At 63.3% G+C, this 21,792-nt stretch carries 21 protein-coding genes; 13 read left to right on the forward strand and 8 right to left on the reverse strand.

Annotated elements, in window-relative coordinates:
- The first annotated feature begins 132 nt into the window (after positions 1-132).
- Entirely contained in the window at positions 133-1,806 is a 1,674-nt protein-coding gene (locus tag FO013_RS19055; protein ID WP_260848276.1) for an amidohydrolase, read from the forward strand.
- Between the two features lie 14 nt (positions 1,807-1,820).
- Positions 1,821-3,197: an APC family permease gene (locus FO013_RS19060; RefSeq protein WP_135447681.1), complete on the forward strand. Its 1,377-nt coding sequence runs from the start codon at positions 1,821-1,823 to the stop codon at positions 3,195-3,197.
- Here FO013_RS19060 and FO013_RS19065 read toward each other — a convergent pair.
- Positions 3,194-3,637, reverse strand: coding sequence for an acyl-CoA thioesterase (locus tag FO013_RS19065; protein ID WP_395950019.1), 444 nt, complete (start codon positions 3,635-3,637; stop codon positions 3,194-3,196). The two genes, FO013_RS19060 and FO013_RS19065, sit on opposite strands and share 4 nt — an antisense overlap.
- A gap of 212 nt (positions 3,638-3,849) precedes the next feature.
- Here FO013_RS19065 and FO013_RS19070 point away from each other — a divergent pair, with 212 nt between their 5' ends.
- The 3 genes from FO013_RS19070 (at position 3,850) to FO013_RS19080 (ending at position 7,748) form a co-directional block, all read left to right on the forward strand.
- Complete coding sequence (locus FO013_RS19070) at positions 3,850-4,197, forward strand: PadR family transcriptional regulator (RefSeq protein WP_096145910.1); 348 nt, start codon at positions 3,850-3,852, stop codon at positions 4,195-4,197.
- Entirely contained in the window at positions 4,194-5,159 is a 966-nt protein-coding gene (locus tag FO013_RS19075) for an HAAS signaling domain-containing protein (RefSeq protein WP_143924147.1), read from the forward strand. The genes FO013_RS19070 and FO013_RS19075 overlap by 4 nt, the downstream gene beginning before the upstream one ends.
- 63 nt (positions 5,160-5,222) lie before the next feature.
- The gene (locus FO013_RS19080; protein WP_143924148.1) at positions 5,223-7,748 is read left to right on the forward strand and encodes an excinuclease ABC subunit UvrA; all 2,526 of its coding nucleotides are present in this window, start codon (positions 5,223-5,225) and stop codon (positions 7,746-7,748) included.
- A 2-nt stretch (positions 7,749-7,750) separates the two neighbouring features.
- On the opposite strand, the gene FO013_RS19085 is transcribed toward FO013_RS19080, so the two are convergent.
- Positions 7,751-7,984, reverse strand: coding sequence for a hypothetical protein (locus FO013_RS19085; RefSeq protein WP_143924149.1), 234 nt, complete (start codon positions 7,982-7,984; stop codon positions 7,751-7,753).
- On the reverse strand, positions 7,981-8,400 hold the full coding sequence (locus FO013_RS19090) for a hypothetical protein (RefSeq protein WP_143924150.1): 420 nt from the start codon (positions 8,398-8,400) through the stop codon (positions 7,981-7,983). Before FO013_RS19090 ends, FO013_RS19085 begins: the two co-directional genes overlap by 4 nt.
- Positions 8,401-8,552: 152 nt before the next feature.
- Between FO013_RS19090 and FO013_RS19095 the strand changes: the two genes are divergently transcribed.
- On the forward strand, positions 8,553-9,716 hold the full coding sequence (locus FO013_RS19095; RefSeq protein ID WP_143924151.1) for a sensor histidine kinase: 1,164 nt from the start codon (positions 8,553-8,555) through the stop codon (positions 9,714-9,716).
- A complete protein-coding gene (locus FO013_RS19100) occupies positions 9,713-10,399 on the forward strand; it encodes a response regulator transcription factor (RefSeq protein ID WP_143924152.1) in 687 nt (228 codons plus the stop codon). Before FO013_RS19095 ends, FO013_RS19100 begins: the two co-directional genes overlap by 4 nt.
- 18 nt (positions 10,400-10,417) lie before the next feature.
- On the opposite strand, the gene FO013_RS19105 is transcribed toward FO013_RS19100, so the two are convergent.
- Positions 10,418-11,683 carry a class I SAM-dependent methyltransferase gene (locus FO013_RS19105; protein WP_143924153.1) on the reverse strand — a complete coding sequence of 422 codons (1,266 nt, stop codon included), beginning with the start codon at positions 11,681-11,683 and terminating at the stop codon, positions 10,418-10,420.
- A gap of 194 nt (positions 11,684-11,877) precedes the next feature.
- On the opposite strand from FO013_RS19105, the gene FO013_RS19110 reads away from it, so the two are divergent.
- Positions 11,878-12,282 (forward strand): universal stress protein, encoded by a 405-nt coding sequence (locus tag FO013_RS19110; RefSeq protein WP_143924154.1) that lies wholly within the window; start codon positions 11,878-11,880, stop codon positions 12,280-12,282.
- Between the two features lie 61 nt (positions 12,283-12,343).
- Here FO013_RS19110 and FO013_RS19115 read toward each other — a convergent pair whose 3' ends face one another.
- Both FO013_RS19115 and FO013_RS19120 read right to left on the reverse strand, forming a co-directional pair.
- Positions 12,344-13,489, reverse strand: a complete 1,146-nt coding sequence (locus FO013_RS19115) for a threonine aldolase family protein (protein WP_143924155.1) — start codon at positions 13,487-13,489, stop codon at positions 12,344-12,346.
- A gap of 134 nt (positions 13,490-13,623) precedes the next feature.
- Positions 13,624-14,595 carry a GlxA family transcriptional regulator gene (locus tag FO013_RS19120; RefSeq protein WP_143924156.1) on the reverse strand — a complete coding sequence of 324 codons (972 nt, stop codon included), beginning with the start codon at positions 14,593-14,595 and terminating at the stop codon, positions 13,624-13,626.
- Positions 14,596-14,696: 101 nt separating this feature from the next.
- Here FO013_RS19120 and FO013_RS19125 point away from each other — a divergent pair, with 101 nt between their 5' ends.
- The gene (locus FO013_RS19125; RefSeq protein WP_186293210.1) at positions 14,697-15,980 is read left to right on the forward strand and encodes an APC family permease; all 1,284 of its coding nucleotides are present in this window, start codon (positions 14,697-14,699) and stop codon (positions 15,978-15,980) included.
- Between the two features lie 51 nt (positions 15,981-16,031).
- Here FO013_RS19125 and sucD read toward each other — a convergent pair whose 3' ends face one another.
- The gene (gene sucD, locus FO013_RS19130; RefSeq protein ID WP_143924158.1) at positions 16,032-16,928 is read right to left on the reverse strand and encodes a succinate--CoA ligase subunit alpha; all 897 of its coding nucleotides are present in this window, start codon (positions 16,926-16,928) and stop codon (positions 16,032-16,034) included.
- Between the two features lie 18 nt (positions 16,929-16,946).
- Complete coding sequence (sucC, locus tag FO013_RS19135) at positions 16,947-18,116, reverse strand: ADP-forming succinate--CoA ligase subunit beta (RefSeq protein ID WP_143924159.1); 1,170 nt, start codon at positions 18,114-18,116, stop codon at positions 16,947-16,949.
- A 195-nt stretch (positions 18,117-18,311) separates the two neighbouring features.
- Between sucC and FO013_RS19140 the strand changes: the two genes are divergently transcribed.
- The 4 genes from FO013_RS19140 (at position 18,312) to FO013_RS19155 (ending at position 21,762) form a co-directional block, all read left to right on the forward strand.
- Positions 18,312-18,806 carry a MarR family winged helix-turn-helix transcriptional regulator gene (locus FO013_RS19140; RefSeq protein ID WP_143924160.1) on the forward strand — a complete coding sequence of 165 codons (495 nt, stop codon included), beginning with the start codon at positions 18,312-18,314 and terminating at the stop codon, positions 18,804-18,806.
- A 78-nt stretch (positions 18,807-18,884) separates the two neighbouring features.
- Positions 18,885-19,571, forward strand: a complete 687-nt coding sequence (locus FO013_RS19145; RefSeq protein WP_143924161.1) for a GNAT family N-acetyltransferase — start codon at positions 18,885-18,887, stop codon at positions 19,569-19,571.
- Between the two features lie 208 nt (positions 19,572-19,779).
- Entirely contained in the window at positions 19,780-20,493 is a 714-nt protein-coding gene (locus tag FO013_RS19150) for a hypothetical protein (protein ID WP_143924162.1), read from the forward strand.
- A gap of 39 nt (positions 20,494-20,532) precedes the next feature.
- Complete coding sequence (locus FO013_RS19155; RefSeq protein WP_143924163.1) at positions 20,533-21,762, forward strand: FAD-dependent monooxygenase; 1,230 nt, start codon at positions 20,533-20,535, stop codon at positions 21,760-21,762.
- Positions 21,763-21,792: the final 30 nt, after the last annotated feature.

Here is a 21,792-nt window from a genome sequence, read left to right on the forward strand (position 1 = left end):
GCCCTGTTCGGGGCCTACCAATAAATATAGGGGCACCCCCCCTTCCCCTGATTCCACACGAAGTGTATCGTGTTCTCAGTCACAATAACGAACAGTGTTCGTACGAAAATACGGGGTCAGGGACGACACGCAGTGAGACAGAGGACGGCCGAATTGGCATCGACGCACTTCCACAACGGCACCATCTGGCGAGGCGCAGGAGTCGACACCGCGGATGCTCTCCTCGTCCACGACGGAGTCGTCGCAGCTGTGGGTTCTGCCGATGTGGACCGGCATTTGGCCGCTCTCGACACAGCATCTGACTCCGACGACACCCTCGACCAGGTCGACCTCGACGGCGGTTTCCTCATGCCGTCCTTCGGCGATGGTCACGCCCATCCCATCTTCGGAGGACTCGAGGCGGAGGGACCGCAGGTGCGAACGTGTTCCAGCGTCGATGAGATCGTGGCCGAGGTGCGCCGCTTTGCCCAGGCCCATCCCGAAATCGAGTGGATCACTGGCGCCTCCTATGCCGGCAGCCTTGTCGACGGTGGACTTTTCGACTCGCGTTGGCTCGACGAGGCAGTCGCGGACCGACCCGTGGTGCTGCGTGCCTGGGACTATCACACGGTCTGGTGCAATTCCCGGGCCCTCGAACTCGCAGGCATCACCGCGGAGACTCCCGAACCTGAACTGGGCGAGATCCCCCGCCGAGGAGACGGCTCGCCCCTGGGAACACTGCGGGAATGGGGTGCCGTCGATCTCGTCGACGCAGTGCGTCCGCCGCTGGACGAAGCCGTCCGGCTGCGCGCGCTCGAACGAGCAGCAGACTACTACCTCGAACGAGGGGTCACATGGGTACAGGATGCCTGGGTCGAACCGGCCGATATCGAGACCTACATCGCAGCCTCGACTCTTGGTCGACTCACGCTTCGGTTCAACCTCGCTCTCTATGCGGACCCACGCCACTTCTCCGCGCAACTGCCTGCCATGGTCGAGGCCAGGAGGCGCGTTGAGGAGCACGGCGACCCGCTGCTGAGCGCGCACACTGTGAAGTTCTTCGCCGATGGCGTCGTCGAGAATGAGACCGGGTCGCTGCTCGAACCCTATTGTTCGTCTCTGCACAACCACGGCCTCCGGGTCTGGGAAGGCGAGACACTGGCCGAGGCGGTTCGTGCCGTCGACGCCGCCGGCTTCCAGGTCCACATCCATGCCATCGGCGACGCTGCTGTGCGCCAGGCGCTTGATGCCATCGAGTCCGCCATCGCGGCCAACGGACCACGCGACCGCCGGCCGGTCATCGCCCATGCCCAGCTCGTCGATTCGGCGGACCTCTCCCGCTTCGCCGAAATCGGGGTCATCGCGAACATGCAGCCGTTGTGGGCACAGCTCGATGACCTCATGACCGTGCTCACTGTGCCCCGCCTCGGCGAGTCTCGGGCCTCGAATCAGTATCGGATGCGCAGCATCCTCGAGCTCGGCGGGCGTCTCTCCTTCGGCTCAGACTGGCCGTGCACCTCGGGCACACCCGTCGAGGGGCTGGCGATCGGCACGAGCCGTCAGAACGATGCGGGCGAACCTGCCGGGGGTTGGACACCGGAGGAGATCGTCGACATCGACCGCGCTCTCGACACCTATTCGACCGCAGTCGCGTACCAGGCCTTCGCCGATACCTGCCCCGTGGTCTGGGGCGAGATCCGCCCCGGGGCGAGCGCCGATCTCATCAGATTCGACCACGACCCCCGGCATCTGTCACCGCAGGAACTCGCGGTGACAGCTGTTCGCACCACCTACCTCGGCGGCGTTGCCGTGCATTCATCGATCTGAGAGAAAGGACCACCATGTCCCGCTCACACGACGCCAACACGGCCCACAGAGGCGAGGAATCTCACGGTGGCGAAGGACAACTCCGTCGAGCGCTCGGGGTTCCCTCTCTGGTGCTCTTCGGCCTCGTCTACATGGTGCCTCTGACCGTCTTCACGACCTATGGCATCGTCACTCAGGTCAGCGGCGGCAGGGTGCCGCTGGCGTACGTGATCACTCTCCTCGCGATGGTCTTCACCGCCAGGTCATACGCAAAGATGGCTCACGAGCTCCCATTTTCCGGGTCCGCCTACACGTACACGCAGAATAGCTTCGGGGCGGGCATCGGATTCGTTGCCGGCTGGGCGCTCCTGCTGGACTACCTCTTCCTGCCGATGATCAACTACCTCGTCATCGGCATCTATCTGTCCGCGGCCTTCCCCATGATCCCCGCCTGGGCCTTCGTACTCACCGCGATAGTCCTGGTCACTGTTCTCAATGTCATCGGCATCGTCTCTGTCGCCCGTGCGAACATCGTCATCATTGCCGCCCAGGCGATCTTCATCGTCACCTTCGCGGCGCTCGGCATCGCGTCGATGTCGGGCTCGGGCACGGTTGACCTCTCGGCACCCTTCACCGGCGACGGCAGTGCGCCCGGCTTCGGCAACGTCATGGCAGGTGCCGCAATCCTGTGCCTGTCGTTCCTCGGCTTCGATGCGGTCTCGACTCTGTCAGAGGAGGCCAAGGACGCCAAGCGCAGCGTGCCTCGTGCCATTGTCATCGCCACTGTCACAGGCGGTCTGATCTATATCGCGCTCTCATTCCTCGCTCAACTCGTCTACCCGTCGAATGACTTCGCCGACGTCGAGTCGGGCGCTCTCGACGTCATGAGTGCAGCAGGCGGTGAGTTCCTCACGACCTTCTTCACTGCCGCCTACGTCGCCGGCGCCTGCGGTTCCGCGCTGACTTCTCAGGCCTCGGTCTCGCGCATCCTCTTCGCGATGGGCCGCGACGGTGTTCTGCCCAATCGGCTCTTCGGACGTCTCTCACCACGCTTCCACACCCCGATCTTCGCAACACTCGCGGTCGGAGTCGTGTCGCTGTTCGCGCTGGCGGCCGACCTCGGATTCATCTCCGAGATGGTCAGCTTCGGCGCACTCATCGCGTTCTCGGCTGTCAACCTCTCGGTCATCAAACACTTCGTCATCGATGGGAAGCGTCGCGGATCGAGCGCGATCGCCAACTACATCGTGCTGCCCGGCATCGGCTTCTGCCTCACCCTGTGGCTGTGGACGAGCCTGTCACCGAGAACGCTGCTCATCGGGGCGATCTGGCTGGCCCTCGGCATCGGCTACCTCGCCTTCGTCACTCGCGGCTTCCGCCGTCCGACTCCGACGCTGGATCTGGCCGACTAGAGGACGGGCATGCGATCGCGCTCATAGGTGATCGATGAATAGCCGTGAGGGTCTGGCTGCCCCGTCTCCCCTACGCTGACGAAGACGATTCTGTCGATGCTCAGAATGGACTTGCGCGTGATCATATTGCGCACCTGAGCTCGCATCGTCAGTGACGTGCTGCCGAAACGAGTTGCGACGAGGCCCATCTCGATGAGATCCCCTTGGCGAGCCGAAGCTACGAAGTTGATCTCGGAGATGAGCTTCGTGACCACGCTGTGGCTGCCGAGCTGAATGATCGCGTAGATCGCAGCTTCCTCGTCGATCCATTTCAGCAGGCTTCCTCCGAAGAGCGAGCCGTTCGCATTGAGGTCCTCCGGGCGAACCCACTTGCGTGTATAGAAGTTCATTCCGTCGACTCGATGAGTCGTATTCACCGAGGTCATTGCCGATTCGCTCATCGCCATCCCTATCGCAGTGGTCTCGCTCTTGAGCACAGGCTAGCCCAGGGACATTTCGCCTGGATTTCGGGCAGAGCGCAAACATTTCGAGCTGGTTTCACCACGAGGCTCCTGCAGATTCTCGCGCTTCACCTCACCTCTTCACCGAACTTTGGCCTCACACTATGTACTGCCTGTTGCAATAGTGTGTAACGCACACTATTGTGTGAAACATGAACGAGGATGAAGAACAGGCACTGGCGACACACGAACAAGAGTTGAGACGAGGCACCGTCGTCTTCGCCAGTCTCGTTGCCTGCCGTCAGCCGCAGTACGGGTACTCGCTGCTGACGACTCTCACCGAAGCCGGCATCGCCACAGAAGCCAACACTCTCTACCCCCTGCTGCGAAGACTTGAGAAACAAGGGCTGCTCAGTGCCGAGTGGAACACCGAACAAGCGCGTCCACGCAAGTACTACAGCGTCACCACCAGCGGGGCCGAAGTCGCCGCAGCACTCCACTCACAATGGCTGGAACTCAACACCAGCATTACGAAACTCTGGAAAGAAGGAACACCATGAGTACGCTCACCACCATCTACGTCGACAATGTGGTCGGCCATCTCCCGGAGGACTCCCGAGGTGACATCGCGGCAGAGATCAAGGCCACAATCGACGACATGATCGAAGACCGCCTCGGCGGCTTGGACCATCCTGCCGACGAGCAGACCGCTGCTGCCGAACGTGAGGTGCTCGAAGAGCTCGGCGATCCGGCCCAGCTCTCCCGGGAATACACGAATTCGCCACAGCATCTCATCGGGCCGAAGTCCTACCCGGTCTTCATCTGGGCGATACGCTGGGTGCTTCCGCTCGTCGCCGTGGCCGCGGCCGTGACGAACTCAATCGCGTTCATCGCCACCAACGATGAGGTCCAGATCGGGGCGCTCATCGGTCAGCTCGTCGGCAATACGGTCATCGCGCTGCTCACGGCCTTCGCCACAATCACGATCCTCTTCGCCCTCGGCGACAGGGATATGAGCGCAGGTGCAGCAGATAAGATCGCCGGTGTGAAGAAGGGCTGGTCAGTCGATCAGCTGCGGGCGACGGATGCGAAGGCAAAGCAGATCCGCGCCGAGTCGGTCCTGAACCTGGTCTTCATCGTCCTTCTGGCTCTCCTTCCGCTCGTGCCCACCTCCTTGTTCTACGTCGGCCATCTCAACAATGACGAGCCATTCATCAATCCGGAACTGGGATTCGGATGGTTCCTCGGATACTGGGGATTCCTCGCGCTCATGGCCATCGTCGAGGTGGTGAAGCTGGTTCGCTCATCAGCGAAAACAGCCGTGGTACTCACCGGAGCGATCCTCGACGTCGCGATGGCCGTCTTCCTCACGATCGCCCTGCTGACACAGCAGGTGCTGCACCCGGATCTCACGTCCCCTTCGGGCGCCGAAGTGCAGCAGATCATCACAGTGATCGCAATCTGGGCCATCGTCATCTGGGATCAGATCAGCACGTGGCGCGCCCACCGAGCGAACCGCTGACCGCGTAGCCTGGTCCGGGTGCAGCTTCATCGCTGCACCCGGACGAGAGGAAGTGGCTATTTCATGACCGAAGAGATCGGCGTCGTCGGCGCTCGCGAGCACAACCTGTCCGGTTTCTCCGTCACTCTGCCGCACAGGAAGCTCATCGGCATCTGCGGTGTATCGGGCTCGGGCAAGTCGTCGTTGGCCTTCGACACCATCTACGCCGAAGCCCAGCGCCGCTACCTCGAATCGGTCTCCCCGTTCACTCGTCACCTCCTCGGCGCAGTCTCTGCGCCCCAGGTCGACCGGATCACGGGCCTTCCCGCCGCAATTGCAGTGAAACAGCTTGTGTCGACTCCCCCGGAGAATTCGAGCGTGGGCACCCTGTCACAGGTCTCTGATCTGCTGCGGGTGCTGTTCTCCCGCTTCGGCGACTACCCCGCGAACCAGGGTCGACTGCTTGCTTCTGCTTTCTCGCCCAACACCGTCGAGGGCGCCTGTCCGACGTGCGCGGCGAAGGGCAGCATCCATGACCTCGACCTCAACGCAGCCGTACCCGACGAGTCGCTGACCATTCGCGAGGGCGCCATCGCCGCCTGGCCGGGAGGCTGGCTGGGACGAAACTTCAAACACCTCGTCGAAACCATGGGCATCGACATCGACGCCCCCTGGAACAGTCTTCCCGCCAAGACCCGCGACTGGCTTCTGACCACCGAAGACACCCCGTCTGTCACTGTCAGGCCGGAGGATCTGCGCGAATACATCTCCCGCGGCTACACGGGCAAATTCCGCAGTGCCCGCAGATATCTGCTCGACACGATGATCACGACCGGCAGTGAGACGGTCAGGGCACGCACGGAGGAGTACCTCAGCAACGAACTCTGCCCCGACTGCAATGGCAGCCGCATCAATCCGGCAGCTCTGTCGGTGATGATCGGCGGCGCCAATATCGCCGAGGTGGCCACACGCAGTCTCACCGATGTGGCCGTCTCCCTCCACGCGGCCATCTCCTTCGACCTCGACCGTGGCCACAATGGCGCGAAACGGTTCTCCAACGCCACCGATGAGGCGGCCCAGGTCCTCCTCGACGAACTCGACAAACGTACGTCGGTCATCGACAACCTCGGCGTCGGCTATCTCCCACCTCACCGCTCGGCGGCCACCCTCTCCCCCGGCGAGCTGCAGCGACTGCGCTTGGCGGCACATCTGCACAGCGGTCTGCACGGCATGGTCTACGTCTTCGACGAACTCTCCACCGGACTGCACCCCAAGGACACCGATCACCTCTTCACCCATATTGAGGCTCTGCGCGATGCCGGCAACACGGTCATCCTCGTCGAACACGATATGGAGCTGGTGCGCCGGTGCGACTGGGTCATCGAACTCGGTCCCGGTGGTGGTGCCCGGGGAGGGCAGCTGATGTTCTCCGGCCCCGTCGCCGAGGCACTCGACGGGAAGAGCTCAACCGCTGTCCGCCTGCGCAATGAGGCTCCCAGCGAACCTTGGCGAGCACCTCAGGAATTCGGTGATTGGGCTCGGTGCACCGGTCTGTCGGCGAACAACCTCCGCGCTCTGGCGCTGTCCTTTCCCATCGGCGGTCTCACGACCCTGACAGGAGTTTCCGGGGCGGGTAAGAGCTCGGTGCTGCGATCGGTGGCAACACTGGCCAGAGCCGCTGGAGCCTCCCCATTCGACGGTGAGGAGGAGCCGAAGACGATACCCCGGCGCAGCAGCACTAGTGGTGGCGGTGAGGGAGGAGATCTTGCCGAGGCAGATGCTGCCGGGCTCGAGGTCTTCGACCGGGTGGTCAGCTTCGATCAGTCCACCATCGGCCGGTCCCCGCGATCGGTCATCGGCACCTATCTGGGCATCTTCGACAAGATCCGCAGCCTGTTCGCGAAGACCGATCCGGCGCGCAGTCGTGGCTTCACCGCCTCACAGTTCTCCTTCAACACCGCCCGGGGACGATGCCCGCGCTGTGAGGGCCTGGGCATCATCACCATCGATCTCGTCCACCTGCCGGCCTCCAGCGGCACCTGTCCCGAATGCGAGGGCCGCCGGTTCACCGAGGAGACCCTCGAGGTCACGGTCGAAGAACTGACCATCGCGGATGTCCTCGATCTGTCGATCGATGCGGCGGCGACGGAATTCGCCGAACGGCTGGGACTCGTCGCCCATTTCGAGGTCCTGCAGAGGGTCGGCCTCGGCGGGCTGCTGCTCGGCCAGTCCTCGGCGACGCTGTCCGGCGGTGAGGCGCAGCGGCTGCGGCTGGCCGCGGTGATGCGGGCCAGGAAGCGACGTGAGCGCTCACTATTCATCCTTGATGAGCCGGCCAACGGCCTGCACCCCAGTGATGCTCGGGTGCTGGGGAAGCTCTTCCGCCAGATTGTCGACGAAGGCGATACGATCCTCATCGCCGATCACAATATGGAGCTGGCCGCCGGCTCCGATTGGCTCATCGACATGGGCCCTGGACCCGGTCCCGACGGCGGTCACGTCGTGGCCTCCGGCCGGCCGGACGAGGTCGCCACGGCAGGTGTCGGGGCCACAGCCTCGGTGTTGACACGTCGATTCGGCACAGCGGGCTCAGGCGCTGCAGACGGCTGACTTCAGCTCCGGCGGGTCAGCCGTCTGTACCCGAAGCCACCTGCCAAACCGGCTCCGGCGAGCGCACCGACAGGGAGGCTCACCGGGGCAATGACCAGCAGCGCTTCCTGCCAGATCCCTGCTATGAGGTCGTTGACGATGATCATGGCGAGGACTCCTCCAATGAACCCGAGCATCATCAGACCGATGACACACGCCCAGAGCCGAGCACCTCGGCGGGCTTCTTTCCCGGTCACTGTCCGAGTCGATTCAGAGTCCAGGTTCCCCACCGCAGACGGCGGACGAGCAGTGCCATTCCCCCGGCGATGACACCCCAGACAGCGTTCGTCACCAGCATGGGGATGATGGCCAGCGGCTGTGCCAGAGGCCCCTCGAGGTGGCCCAGCAGAATCGGGGACAGAATGCCGCTGAGGATGATGGCACCGAGGGCGTAGACGAGTCCGACGATGCCCCCGCTGAGGAGCGGGTTCGCCGACCGAGACAGCCCTAGGGCCAGCACCCATACCAGTGTCACGAGCGCCGTCAGTCCGAGAGCAATGGATTGAGTGGGAAGCCCGGAGCTCTCGAGGGCGATACGCGCCACGGGACGGACGAGGCCGAGCAACCCGAGAATGATGAGCAGAGGCCATTTGAGTTCGCGAAGATACTTCATTCTTCGAGATTAGGGTCATTAGACATCCGGCCGAATCGGCTCACACGCGCGACCGGCGTCGAGTTCTGAGGACCGTCCCGTACGTCGAGAAGCGACATTGCCGGGCGCTTCCAGCGGTGCCCACTGAGGTGAGACGACTCTATGCTGGGATCATGGGACCGCGAAGAACCGAGGCCATTCTCGCCGTTGTGGTGACAGTGTCGCTGGCAGCCATCATTGCACTGGCACAGATCGACGCAGGGACACCGTTGCGGTCGCTGCCATTCGTCTTCGCGCTCGGGTTCGGCGCTGTGCTCCTTCTGCGGCGCGGACTGCCGAGGACCGTCGTCGTCCTCAGCGTCCTGGGGACCTTCGCCTACTACAGCCTCGACCTCGTCCCGATCGGGGTCGCTCTGCCCGTGGTCGCTGCGCTCTTCTCCGTCGCCGAGGTGGGGCTGACCCGATTCGCCGTCGTTTCGGGAGCCGTGGTGTTCCTTGTGTCGACCGCCTTTCGGATTCGTGATGATTCGCTTCCGCTCGGTCGTCTTCTCGGCGCCGAGTCGATCTCAACGATCGCACTCATCGCCGCGGCGATTGCCCTCGGACATGCTGTGGCCACCCACCGACGCTTTCTCGACCAACACACCCAGCTGCTCCGTCTCCAGGACGAGCACCTGCGCAAGGAATCCGAGAGACAGCTCCAGCACGAGAGACTGCAGCTCTCCCGCGACCTCCACGACACGCTTGGGCACAAGCTCTCGGTCATCTCACTTCATGCTGCGGTCGGCATCGAGGCGATCGAACAGGGTGGTCAGGAGAGTTCGGAGGCAGCAAAGGCCCTTGACCGCGTTCGCGCCGAAGCCGGAGAGTCACTGAGCGATCTGCGATCCATGGTCCGTCTCCTGCGCTCCGAGGACGAAACGACCCGCACCAGCCTCGGCATCGACGGCATTGAGACTCTCCTCGAACAGGCGAGGTCCATGGGGATCTCGGTCTCATCAACGGTCGGATTCTCACCCGGCCAGGTGCCCTCCCCTGTCGAGACGGTGATCTTCCGCGTCGTTCAGGAGGGACTCACGAACGTGCTCCGACATGCCTCGGCCACGGCTGTCAGCGTCGAGATCGGACTCAGCGATGACGACGTCACGGTGACAGTCGTCGACGACGGAACTGGAGCCGCCTCCGCTGCCACGCTCGGAGAGGAGAGCACGGGAGGACACGGACTCACGGGGATGAGCGAGAGGGTGCGCCTCCTCGGCGGACAACTCAGCACTCGATCCGCCCCGAATCGGGGCTTCACCCTGCACGCCACGCTGCCGAGGAGGATCGACTCATGATCTCCATCCTGCTTGTCGACGATCAGGAACTCGTGCGCACCGGACTGCGCCAATTGGCCGTCAGCGATGGCGATATCGAGGTCGTCGCCGAGGCGGCAGATGGTCGAGCAGGGCTCGGCCTCGTGCGACAGCTGGGTCCCGATGTCGTGCTCATGGACATCAGGATGCCCGTGATGGATGGGATCACGGCGACGAGGCTCATCACCGGAGACCCTGGGCTCAATTCCACGAAGGTCGTCATGCTCACGACCTTCGACGACGATGAGGACATCGTGTCCGCCATCCAGGTCGGCGCCAGCGGCTACCTCCTCAAGGACATCAGACCGGCCGATCTGCGCTCGGCCATCCGCTCGGTCGCCGGCGGTGATTCTCTCCTCTCCCCGTCGGTGACCAATACGGTGCTGCGACGATTGAACGCCGGGCAGAAGGCGATGCCACGACCCGAGCTGCTCGAGGCGCTCACCGATCGCGAGAGGGAGGTTCTGGCACGCATCGGTCGCGGGGAGTCGAACCAGCAGGTCGGTGCCAGCCTGTTCATCAGCCCGGAGACTGCGCGCACCTACGCCAGCCGTCTGTTGGGCAAACTTGGAGCACGTGACCGGTCACAGCTTGTCGTCCTCGCCTACGAGTCTGGGCTCGTCGTACCCGGAGATGCGGTGCCGGAAGGCACCGACCAGACATGAGTGATCGATCGCGTGAGCTCAGCCGCGTCTGAGGCTGCAGACGACGGTGAACTTGCTGGTGCGAGCGACCTGTTCGCTGGGACCGATGACGCGTTCCAAGGTCTCGCGGTAGTGCAGGTGGGAGTTGTAGACCGTGAAGACCCGCCCGTCGGGTGCCAGCAGCTCGGCCGCTGTGCGCATGAGTCCGGCAGCGGTGTCAGTCTCGATGGTCGTACCCTGGTGGAAGGGCGGGTTGAGCAGAATGAGATCGTGCCCGCCGATGCGCACCGAAGAGTCTGAACCAGTCAGAGCCTGTACATCCGTGGCATCGGCGAGGATGGCCTCGACCTCGAGTCCGTTCGCCTCAGCGGTTTCCCTCGCCGAGGCGACCGCCGCCTTCGATACGTCCACGCCGGTCCCCTTCTTAGCCGCCGTGACCTGCATCGCAGCTGTGAGCAGCCATCCGTTCCCACATCCGAGATCAACGACCGAGTTCGGGAAACCAGGACCTGCCTCGGCGAGTTGAGTCTCGGAGGACTGGGCCTCGGCGGGGCCAGATTCGGCCGCTAGCGCCGTGAGCAGCGCTGCCGAGCCCTCATCGCTTTTGACCCCGGAGAAGCAGGCTCCGTGGGCCCTGACCTGCAGCGGACCTGTGGCCGGATGATCGATTCTGCTGTGCCTGGGGAAGCTCGGCAGGCTCGGTGATGACAGCGTCCGGCTGCCGATGATCATGCGGTGCTTGCCGACACCTGGAGAGACGTCGACGCGGGCGAAGCCACGCGCCAATTCCTTGTTCACGGCTCGGCTCATCGAATCGCTGCGACCGATGACGATGATCGTGGTCACGTGGGCCTGGACGGCAGCGATCGTCTCGGCCAACGCTTGGGTGGCCTTCGGTGCGTTAACGATCGCCCAGACTTCTTCCGCTTCCGGGGCGAAGACAGCGAGATCGTCGATGGGGCTGGCCTGATCTGCCACCTCGGCGACGGCGCGTGCTTCGTCCACCCGGTCGTTGTACGTGCGCACAGGTACGATCTCGCTCAGCAGCCGCGACTGCAGTCCCTGGCCGTCATCGACGATGAGGACCTCGTGCGGAAGTCTCACGACCGCCTCGGCGTCCACGAATGTTCCGTCCGTTGCACGCCCGGAGACGTCGAGCTCTCCGCTGCGTCGCCCCAGGACATACTCGGTGAGGATCCTTGCCTGTGGGAATCCCGGAACTGCAGCGAGCTCGGGAAACTGCTCCAGCAGATCCTGACTGCGGTGGCGGGCAGGAGAATCCGGAGACAGGAGGGTAGAAGGCATTCGAACAGTCTAGTCGGACTGAGCCCCTGCTTCAGTCGCGGATGCGCCACCACCGGGAACGACCGTTCCACACAGATCTGCTGTGCAGGTTGAGACGGAGCTACGTGCAGGTTGGGGCAGACTTAGGAGCGTCGCAGCACGCAGATGTGCTACTAATTGAGAGAGCTTCATCCAGTGTCGCATCAGGAGAGATCATGACAATCCTCGTCGGTTATTCCCCCTCACCCGAAGGCAAGGCTGCCGTCACGTTCGGCATCGATCAGGCGAAGGCCTTCGATGACACCGTGATCGTGCTCAACGCCGGCATCGGAGAGACCCCCGACGAACGCGGTGTCGCGACGAATCAGGACATGGACGAGCTCAAAGAGGCGCTGCGCTCATCAAAGGTCTCCCATGAGATCCTGCAGTTCCTGCGCGGCAATGACCCCGTTGAGGAACTCCTCGCCCTCGCCGAGGCGACCGAAGACACCCGCATGATCGTGATCGGATCGCGTCGCCGCTCCCCCGTCGGCAAACTCATCATGGGCTCGACTGCCCAGCGCATCATCCTCGACGCTGACGTCCCCGTCGTCTCTGTCAAGGCCGACAAGAAGGCGTAGGTGCCGCCGCACCCTCACTCCCTCCCACGCAACACCTACCAGCCGGTGAGCAAGCTGAGGGTCAGGGCCCGACGATGGCCGCGATGAGATCGTCGACGTCTTCGGCAGCGGTGTCGAAGGCACACATGAGGCGCACGACGTTCTTGGCCATGGGCCAGTCGGCAAAGGCGAACTTCTGCCGAGCTCGTGCTGCGACCTCCTCAGGCATGTGCACGAAGACGACGTTGGATTCGGTCTTCGCCACGATCGAGATTTCGGGTGCACGGCCGGTGGAGATCGCCTCGGCGAGGCCATCTGCCAATCGCTGGGCCATGCCGTTGGCATGATTCGCGGAGGTGCGCCACAGGTCACCTTCGTAGAGGGCGCCCAGCTGGGCGGAGAGGAAGCGCATCTTCGATGACAGCTGCAGGTTCATCTTCCGCAGGAACTTCATCCCCTGGCCGATGTCGGGGTTGAGGACGACGATCGCTTCGGCGCCGAGGAGTCCGTTCTTCGTTCCGCCCAGGCTGATGATGTCGACGCCGGTCGCCGTCGTCAGCGATCCGAGCTCAGTGTTCAGGTAGGCCGCGGCATTGCCCAGACGCGAACCGTCAACATGCAGGATCATATCGAGCCTGTGAGCCGTGTCGGCGATCTGGCGAATCTCCTCCGGCGTGTATGTCGTGCCCCATTCGGTCGATTCCGAGATACTCACAGCCAAGGGCTGAGCGTTGTGTTCGTTGCCGCGGCCGAGGATCGCGCCTTCGATGATCTCAGGAGTCAGCTTCCCATCGGGAGTGGCTGCGCCGATGATCTTGAGTCCGCCGACCTTTTCCGGTGCGCCGGTTTCGTCATAGTTGATGTGGGCGGAGGCTGCTGTGATGACGGCGCCCCAGCGGGGCAGCGCCGACTGCAGCGCGAGGACGTTGGCACCGGTACCGTTGAAGACCGGGAACGCCTGGGCGGAGGGGCCGAAGTGGCCCTTCATGACTTCACCGAAGCGCGCGGTCCAGGGATCACCACCGTAGCCGGGGGTGTGTCCGACATTGGCGTCCGTGATGGCGGCGATGACTTCGGGGTGTGCGCCGGCCCAGTTGTCGGAGCCGAAGTTGCGCGGATGAGCCGAAGGGGAGGTGTCGACGGGCTGCGGGTCGAGGGGCGTTGCCCGGTCGAGAGGCATCGTCTGGCCGGTCGATGGGTTCTGGGACATCGGTGTCTGATCATTCACACGTTCAGATTAGCCTCCCGCGCCGACCCCGCACAGTCCGTTCCAAAACCACCCGTGGCAACGGGGTGATTTGATGCTGGCAGGACGGGCTGCTGAACTGGCTGGAGGGAAAGCGAGCCCGGGTGCCGGGTGAACTATGCCCCCAAATTGAACGATTGTCGGTAGGCCGAGGGGGTGGTTCCGACGAGCGCTCGAAAATGTTCACGCAATTGTGTTGCCGAGGCGTACCCCACATCGTGGCCGATCTGGTCGATTGACAGGTCTGTATTCTCGAGGAGCTCCTGCGCTCGCTGAACCCGCTGATGAGTCACCCATTTGAGCGGCGTGGTTCCGACCTGCGCAATGAATCTGCGAGTCAGCTGTCTCGTAGAGAGCGCGGAACGTTCGGCCAATGCGGCAAGATCCAGGTTCGTGCCCAAACGGGCCTTCGCCCAGTCCAAGGTCTCGGCCAGACCAGTGTCCCCTCGATCAGTGCCGGCCGCATCAACACGGCTGGGCCAATCGACGAACTGCTGCTGCCCGCCGTGTCGCAGCGGTGCCGTGACCATCCGTTTGGCGATCGTGCTCGCCGCGGCCGCACCCAGCTCTCGTCTCACAACATGCAGGCAGGTGTCGATGGCCGCCGCTGTACCGGCCCCGGTGACGACCCGGCCGGTGTCGGTGAAGAGGTTGGCACTGACGACGTCCACCAGTGGGAACCTGCGGGCCAGCTCATCTTCGAACAGCCAATGAGTGCTTGCAGACAATCCGTCCAGGACACCGGTCTCTGCGAGGATGAAGGCCCCGCTGCACAGAGACACCACGAGCGCACCATTCGCATGCGCTTCCCTGATGGCTCGATGTTCCGCCGAGTTTCCGGTCGATGGAAGCGTCGCAGATACGATGACGACATCGGCATCGGCGAGCCCCTCGAGACCATGTGTCGATTCGACGCACACCGACGGCCGGTGCTTCGATTCGACCCGGCCCGGGCCGCCGTCCGAGCACACCCGATAGTCGACGAGCGGCAGGCCAGCCTCTGAGCGGTCGATTCCGAAAACCTCCGCCGTCACCCCGAATTCGAAGAGCGAGATACCCTCTCGGATCAGTACTGCCACAGTCCACATGTCATCCAGTATGGCCCTCAACAACGCAGATGTCTCGAAACCGTTGATGAATGTCATTTCAGCCACTCGTCGATCCGCCGTGTTCGCGATTGAGTGAAGATATGACAATGCACCAACAGCTCAGCTCGCGTCTCTCCTCGCGCATCACCGGCGTAGCCGCCGGTCTGGCGTCCGTCGTCGGCGCTGGCCTCATCGGAGTTCCGGCGGCGGTGATCAGCGAAACCGGCTCCGCTGCAATACTCACGTGGATCGTCGCGGCCTTGGCATGTGTCCCTATGCTGTGTCTGTTCAGGGACACTGTGGTGAGTCGACCCGAGAGTCGTGATCCGCTGCGAGACACGGTGCGGTCGGGCCTGGGCCGAACGGCAGGAGACATGGTGCCGCTGCTGTTCGGAATCGTCGTGCTCGTCGGTCTGCCGGCGGGATCGGTGATGGCCGCCAGGAATCTCTCAGCCATCACGGGATCAGCACTGCCGGAGAGCGTGACTGCCATCGCGATCCTCGCAGTCGCTGTGGCGACGAACCTGCTGGGCAAACACGTCGGTCACCAGGTGGAGAGGATAGGGACAGTGGCCCTCATCCTCTCCCTGGCCGGAGTGGTCGTGTGGTCGACTCTCCATTCTCAGCGAGTCCCCGAGATCTTCCCCGACGGAGGAGACGTCTTGCTGGTCCCCGTCGGTTTCATGGTGGCCTTCTGGGCCTTCATCGGCTTCGAGAACCTCACCTTTCTGGCTCGGGATCTGCCCGACCCCAAACGAGAATTCATGCCCATCGCATTGACGAGCCTGGGTCTCCTGCTTCTCCTCACCACCTCACTGACCGTCGCGGTCCTCGTCCTCACACCCAGAGCGGATCCGGTCACCGGGGTCGTCGACGCGCTGCGCACGACTCCCTACGGCGACGCCGCCGCATTGGTCCTCGCCGCATCCGGAGTAGTGGGGATGCTTCTCAACTCGGTCGCCTGGGTCCGCGGTGTCGGACTGGTCATCGATTCTGCCGCCAGGGACGGGATCCTCCCCCACAGCGTCGCTGGGCGCGACGCGCTGAATCCGCGGCGCGCCATCACGATCATGAGCTGCGGCTTCGCGATATCGCTGGTGCTGCTCCAACAGAAGCCGACCCTGGTCATCGATATGCTGGCCGCAGCCAGCGGAGTATTCATCGTCATCTACACCTTGTGCATCCTCGCCTACGTTCGAGCCTTCGGTCTCAGGGTGTCAACCGTCGCCAACCTGGCACTCGTCCCTTTCCTCCTCTGGTCGCTTGCGTCTTCCGGGTGGAGAGCAGCGTTCCCGCTGGCCGCCGTCCTCATCGCGTGGGTCATTGTTCGTGTGGGAGTCCGCAGGACGAGTGTGCCGGAGATGCACGAAGCCCGCCTCCCCTGAGGGAGACGGGCTTCGAAACTGTGCTTCAGCCGAATCTATACTTCAGACGACTCAGGCGAGGAGTTCGCGCATGAGGTCGGCGGTTTCGGTCGGGGTCTTGCCGACCTTCACGCCTGCAGCCTCCAGGGCTTCCTTCTTCGCCGTAGCGGTACCTGAGGAGCCGGAGACGATGGCACCGGCGTGGCCCATGGTCTTGCCCTCGGGAGCGGTGAAGCCTGCAACGTAGCCGACGACCGGCTTCGTCACGTTGTCCTTGATGTAGGCAGCAGCACGCTCTTCAGCGTCTCCGCCGATCTCGCCGATCATGACGATGGCTTCGGTCTCAGGATCATTCTCGAACGCTTCGAGCGCATCGATGTGCGTGGTGCCGATGACCGGGTCACCACCGATTCCGATGGCAGTGGAGAAGCCGAGGTCACGCAGTTCGTACATCATCTGGTAGGTCAGCGTGCCGGACTTGGATACCAGTCCGAGCTTGCCCTTCTTGGTGATGTTGGCAGGGATGATGCCTGCCAGCGATGCCTCTGGCGAGATGATGCCCGGGCAGTTGGGTCCGATGATGCGGGTCGCATTGCCTGCGGCCTGAGCACGTGCCCAGACTTCGGCGGCGTCCTGGACCGGGATGCCCTCAGTGATGATGACGAGCAGACCGATCTTGGCGTCAACGGCTTCGATGGCCGCATCCTTGGAGAATGCCGGCGGCACGAAGGCCACGGAGACGTCGGCACCGGTGGCTTCCATCGCCTCGGCGACTGATCCGAAGACGGGCAGCTCAATTTCGTTGCCGTCTTTGTTGTTGTGCTTGACGGTGGTGCCGGCCTTGCGGGCGTTGACACCGCCGACGACGTTGGATCCTGCTGCGAGCATGCGCGCAGTGTGCTTGGTTCCTTCGCCGCCAGTGATGCCCTGGACGATGATCTTCGAATCGGAATTCAGGAAGATAGACATTTATGTAAAGACCTTTCCTTACTTGGCAGCAGCCAGTTCGGCGGCCTTATCGGCTCCACCGTCCATGGTGTCGGTCAGAGTGACGAGTGGGTTCGCGGCTTCCTTGAGGATCGCACGTCCCTCTTCGACGTTGTTTCCGTCGAGGCGGACGACGAGCGGCTTGGTGGCCTGGTCGCCGAGGATCTCGAGAGCCTTGACGATGCCGTCGGCCACTGCGTCACAGGCGGTGATTCCGCCGAAGACGTTGACGAAGACTGACTTGACCTGCTCATCGCCGAGGATGACCTCGAGCCCGTTGGCCATCACCTCAGCAGAGGCACCGCCTCCGATGTCGAGGAAGTTGGCAGGCTTGACGTTGCTGTGCTTCTCACCGGCGTAGGCGACGACGTCGAGGGTCGACATGACGAGCCCGGCACCGTTTCCGATGATTCCGACTTCGCCGTCGAGCTTGACGTAGTTGAGGTCGAGCTTCTTGGCCTTGAGCTCGAGTGGGTTCTCTGCGCTGTCATCGCGCAGCTCCTCGTGCTCAGGCTGGCGGAAGTCGGCGTTCTCATCGAGAGACACCTTTCCGTCGAGCGCGATGATGTCACCAGCACCGGTCTTGACCAGCGGGTTGACCTCAACGAGGGAAGCGTCTTCCTTCTCGAAGACGGTCCACAGGGACATCAGCACGGGGGCAACCTTGGCGGCGGTCTCCGCGTCGAAGCCTGCTTCCTTGGCGATCTCTTCGGCCTTCGCAGCATCGATTCCGTCGATGGCAGAGACTGGGATCTTGGCGAGCGCTTCCGGACGTTCCTCGGCGAGCTGCTCGATCTCCACTCCGCCTTCCTTGGAGCACATGGCCAAGTAGGTGCGGTTGGACCGGTCGAGGAGAACCGAGAAGTAGTACTCTTCAGCGATGTCTGCACCTTCGGCGATCATCACCTTTTCGGTGATGTGGCCCTTGATGTCGAGACCCAGGATGTCCTTGGCGCGAGCTTCGGCTTCTTCAGGATTCTTTGCAACCTTGACGCCGCCGGCCTTGCCGCGGCCGCCCATCTTGACCTGAGACTTGACGACGACTACTCCGCCGCCGAGTTCTTCGGCTGCCTTCTTCGCTGCTTCTGGTGTCGTCGCGACCTGAGCCTTGAGCACGGGCACTCCGTGCTTCTCAAACAGGTCACGTGCTTGATACTCGAAAAGATCCACGTGTATTCCTTCGTTTCTACTGCCGGGTCTTTTGGCCCCGCAGGTGCGTTGACGGATGCAACAACCATGACCACTTTATTCCCAAGTGGCCCCGTCCATCCAAACGTGCAGGCCAAATCAGCCGATGAGTAAGAAATATCTCGGTAAAAAGTATCTTTGGCACAAAGAATCTTGATCTGGACGTAAAATCGAAACATGGACGAGGTTGATCGGATTGTCGCGGCGTGGCGCCACGAGCGCCCGGATCTCGACGTGTCTCCGATGGAGATACTCTCCCGCGTCTCACGGCTGGCCCGCCAACTGGATTTGGCACGGAAGTCCAGCTTCAGCGACTACGACATCGAGGGGTGGGCCTTCGACGTGCTCTCCGCTCTGCGCCGTTCCGGTGAGCCCTATCAGCTCTCCCCCTCAACTCTGCTGCAGGAGACACTGGTCACCAGCGGCACCATGACCAACCGCATCGATCGACTCGTCACCGCCGGCTGGGTCGAACGACTGCCAGACCCCGGAGATCGCCGAGGTGTGCTCGTGCGGTTGACGGCCGATGGCCGCGCCACGGTCGACTCCGCCCTTGCCGACCTGCTGGTCAAGGAGCGTGAGATCCTCAGCGACCTGACTCCGGCAGGACGTCGCAAGCTCGCCTCACTGCTGCGACAGCTCTCGACCGGATTCGACGCCGACGAGAGCTGAGCCCCTGTCACAGGGCGAACTCGGGCAGACGCAGACCGATCGCAGGAAGAGTTCAATGACGAACGAGAAGGAGATGTCATGACCGACGCGAACCTCACGAACTGGACCGGGGTCAAGCCACCTCGGCGGGAGACGATCCACGGGCGCTATGTCGATCTCGAGCCCCTCGACCCCCGGCTGCATTCGGATTCGCTCTTCGCAGCAGCCTCGGCGGACGGATCGGATGAGCGTTTCCGGTACCTGCCGCAGATGCCGCAGACAGCACGTGAGGACTTCGACGAGTGGATTCACACAGCGTCCGAATCGCCCGATCCGCTGTTCTTCGCCGTGGTCGACCGCAGCACCGGGCGGGCCGAGGGGCGACAGGCGCTGATGCGCATCGATACGAACAACGGCGTCATCGAGATCGGCAACATCCTGTGGGGACCGGCCCTGTCGCGGACTCGAGGAGCCACCGAGGCGTTCTTCCCCTTCGCCGACCTTGCCTTCGCCAGTGGGTACAGGCGCTTCGAATGGAAGTGCGACAACGGCAATGCCCCGTCGAAGAAGGCAGCGACGCGTTTCGGCTTCACCTTCGAAGGTCTGTTCCGACAGCACCTCGTCATCAAGGGCCTCAACCGCGACACCGCATGGTTCTCCATCATCGACACCGAATGGCCCAGTCTGCGCGCGGCCTATGTGCAGTGGCTCGATGAGGCCAACTTCGACGAAGCCGGAGAACAGAAGGTCAGCCTGAGCGATCTCATGCCGAACCGAGCACAGTAGACACAAGCACAGTAGACAGCAGACAACACACGAGCCCGATGCGAGCCGAGCAATTCGGCCCCAGCAATCCGTCCCTAGCAATCCGTCCCCAGCAATCGGGCCCAGGCCAGCGCGTCCACCGGTGCGAGCGCGACCTCTCGGATTAGGCTGGAAGTCGAGACCGGGCCCCGGGTCCGGCACCGCCACGACGACCACCTCACGAGGAACCATGCGAATTCGCTCTCTTGCCCTCCTGACCACCGCCGCAGTGCTGGCCACGATGACAGCCTGCGTTCCCACCTCGGAGGAGACCCGCCCCGAACCGCGACCCTCCGTCAGCGAGGAGGAGGTCACTCCGGTCGAGACCCCCGATGACGCCCCGAAGGTCTCCATCGTCGATTCCTCTCCCGGAGGTGCGAAGGACGCTGATCCCCTGTGGCAGGGTCTCGCCGAGGCGGCCGCGAACAAGTCCGAGGCCTACCTCAAGGTCTACGTCCACACCGGCAACCCCGACGTTCCCGATTCGGGTGAGGCGACCATCACCGCCGACACCCCGGACAGTGTCAGCGTCACCGTCGATGCCGAGAGCGTCGACACCGAGAAGTCACCATTCCTGCTCATCCAGGGAACCTTCACCGTTGAGGAGATCGGCGGATCCGCGTACACACTGAAGGCGAAGAACTCCGATGACATTCCGGAGCTCGATCCGAAGGGCCCTGATGATGAGGCTCGCTGCACCGCCGAGGACGCTCAGGACCGAATCTCGCTGGCCGCACAGGATCTGGCCGATGATCCCGATAAGCGTGAGGACTTCCGTCAGCAGTGGGGCGCCTCTCCTCAGGTCTGGTGGGGCATCCAGAAGACCGCGAGCAGCCTCAACCAAGAGGGTGGAGTCGCCGGTGACTTCCTCACCGAGGCCTGCGGGGAGTATCTTCAGCAGTAAGGCAGACATCTCCCAAGTCGCATGAGAGGCCCCCACCCCATGAGGATCGCGATCGTCGGAGCAGGCATCGGCGGACTCTCAGCCGCCGTGGGGCTGCAGCGGGCCGGGGCACAGGTCACCGTGTTCGAAAGGTCCGCCGACATGCGTGCCGGTGGTTCGGGCCTGTCCATCTTCGCCAATGGGCTCAGGGCTCTCGAATCTCTGGGCCTCGGCCCTCAGTTCACAGCGATCACTGACAGGCAGGCCGAGTCCTTCGCTGCGGGCCAACGACGCCCCGACGGACGCTGGATCGCACGCCTTCCCACCGACAGCGTCGGAGAGCTGCGGATCGTCGACCGAGCCGACCTGCATCGGATGCTGCTCGATGCCCTCGCTGAGGGAACCGTGCGCATCAACGCCTTGGTCACCTCGGCGAGCATTGAGGCCACGATGACTATCCGGCCCGGGACGGACGTGGAGTCTGAAGAAGCACAGTCGGACGCCGGGGAACGCTTCGATCTCGTCATCGGTGCCGATGGTCTCAACAGCCAGGTGAGAGAGTCCGTCGAGTCCGGAATCGGACCTCGCTATTCGGGATATTCGTGTTGGCGTGGAATCACCGAACGCCCGGTCGACCTCGATGGAGCTGCTGGCGAGACCGTGGGGCGGGGCCTGCGCTTCGGCATCGCTCCGCTCAAGGACGGGCGCGTGTACTGGTTTGCGGTGGCGAACATGCCCCAGCACGCGAGTTTCGCCGATGAGAAGGCGGCTGTGCGGGACCTGTTCTCCTCCTGGCATGCACCGATCGCTGATCTCATTGCCACGACGCCGAGTGACCGAATCCGGCGGACAGCGATTTCAGACCTGGCCACTCCCCTGGCGACCTACCACCGGGGACACGTCGTCCTCCTCGGTGATGCGGCCCATGCGATGACCCCGAATCTGGGTCAGGGCGGCGGTCAGGCCCTCGAGGACGCAGCGACGCTGACCGCGCTGCTGGCACCGGTCATCGCGGACTCGTCGGGACCAGTGTCCCCAGCGGACTCGGTGAGCTCAGCGGGTACGTCGACGTCAGCAGGAGTAGTCGACGTTCAGCTGCGGCGCTACGACCGGCTGCGCAAGAGGCGCAGTCAGTCGATTGCAGCGAAGTCTCGAATTCTCGGTGCCATCTTCCAGATGCAGTCACCGTTCCTGTCCGGAATCCGAGATGCGATCTTCTCTGCCGTGCCTGCACAGGTCACGGCGGCCCAAGCCGCCAACGTACAGAAGTGGAACCCGCCGAGCGCCTGAGCTGGTGGCTGGCGGCTGGCAGAGCTTGTT

The organism is Brevibacterium aurantiacum (assembly GCF_007558825.1).
Taxonomy (GTDB): Bacteria; Actinomycetota; Actinomycetes; order Actinomycetales; family Brevibacteriaceae; genus Brevibacterium; species Brevibacterium aurantiacum_A.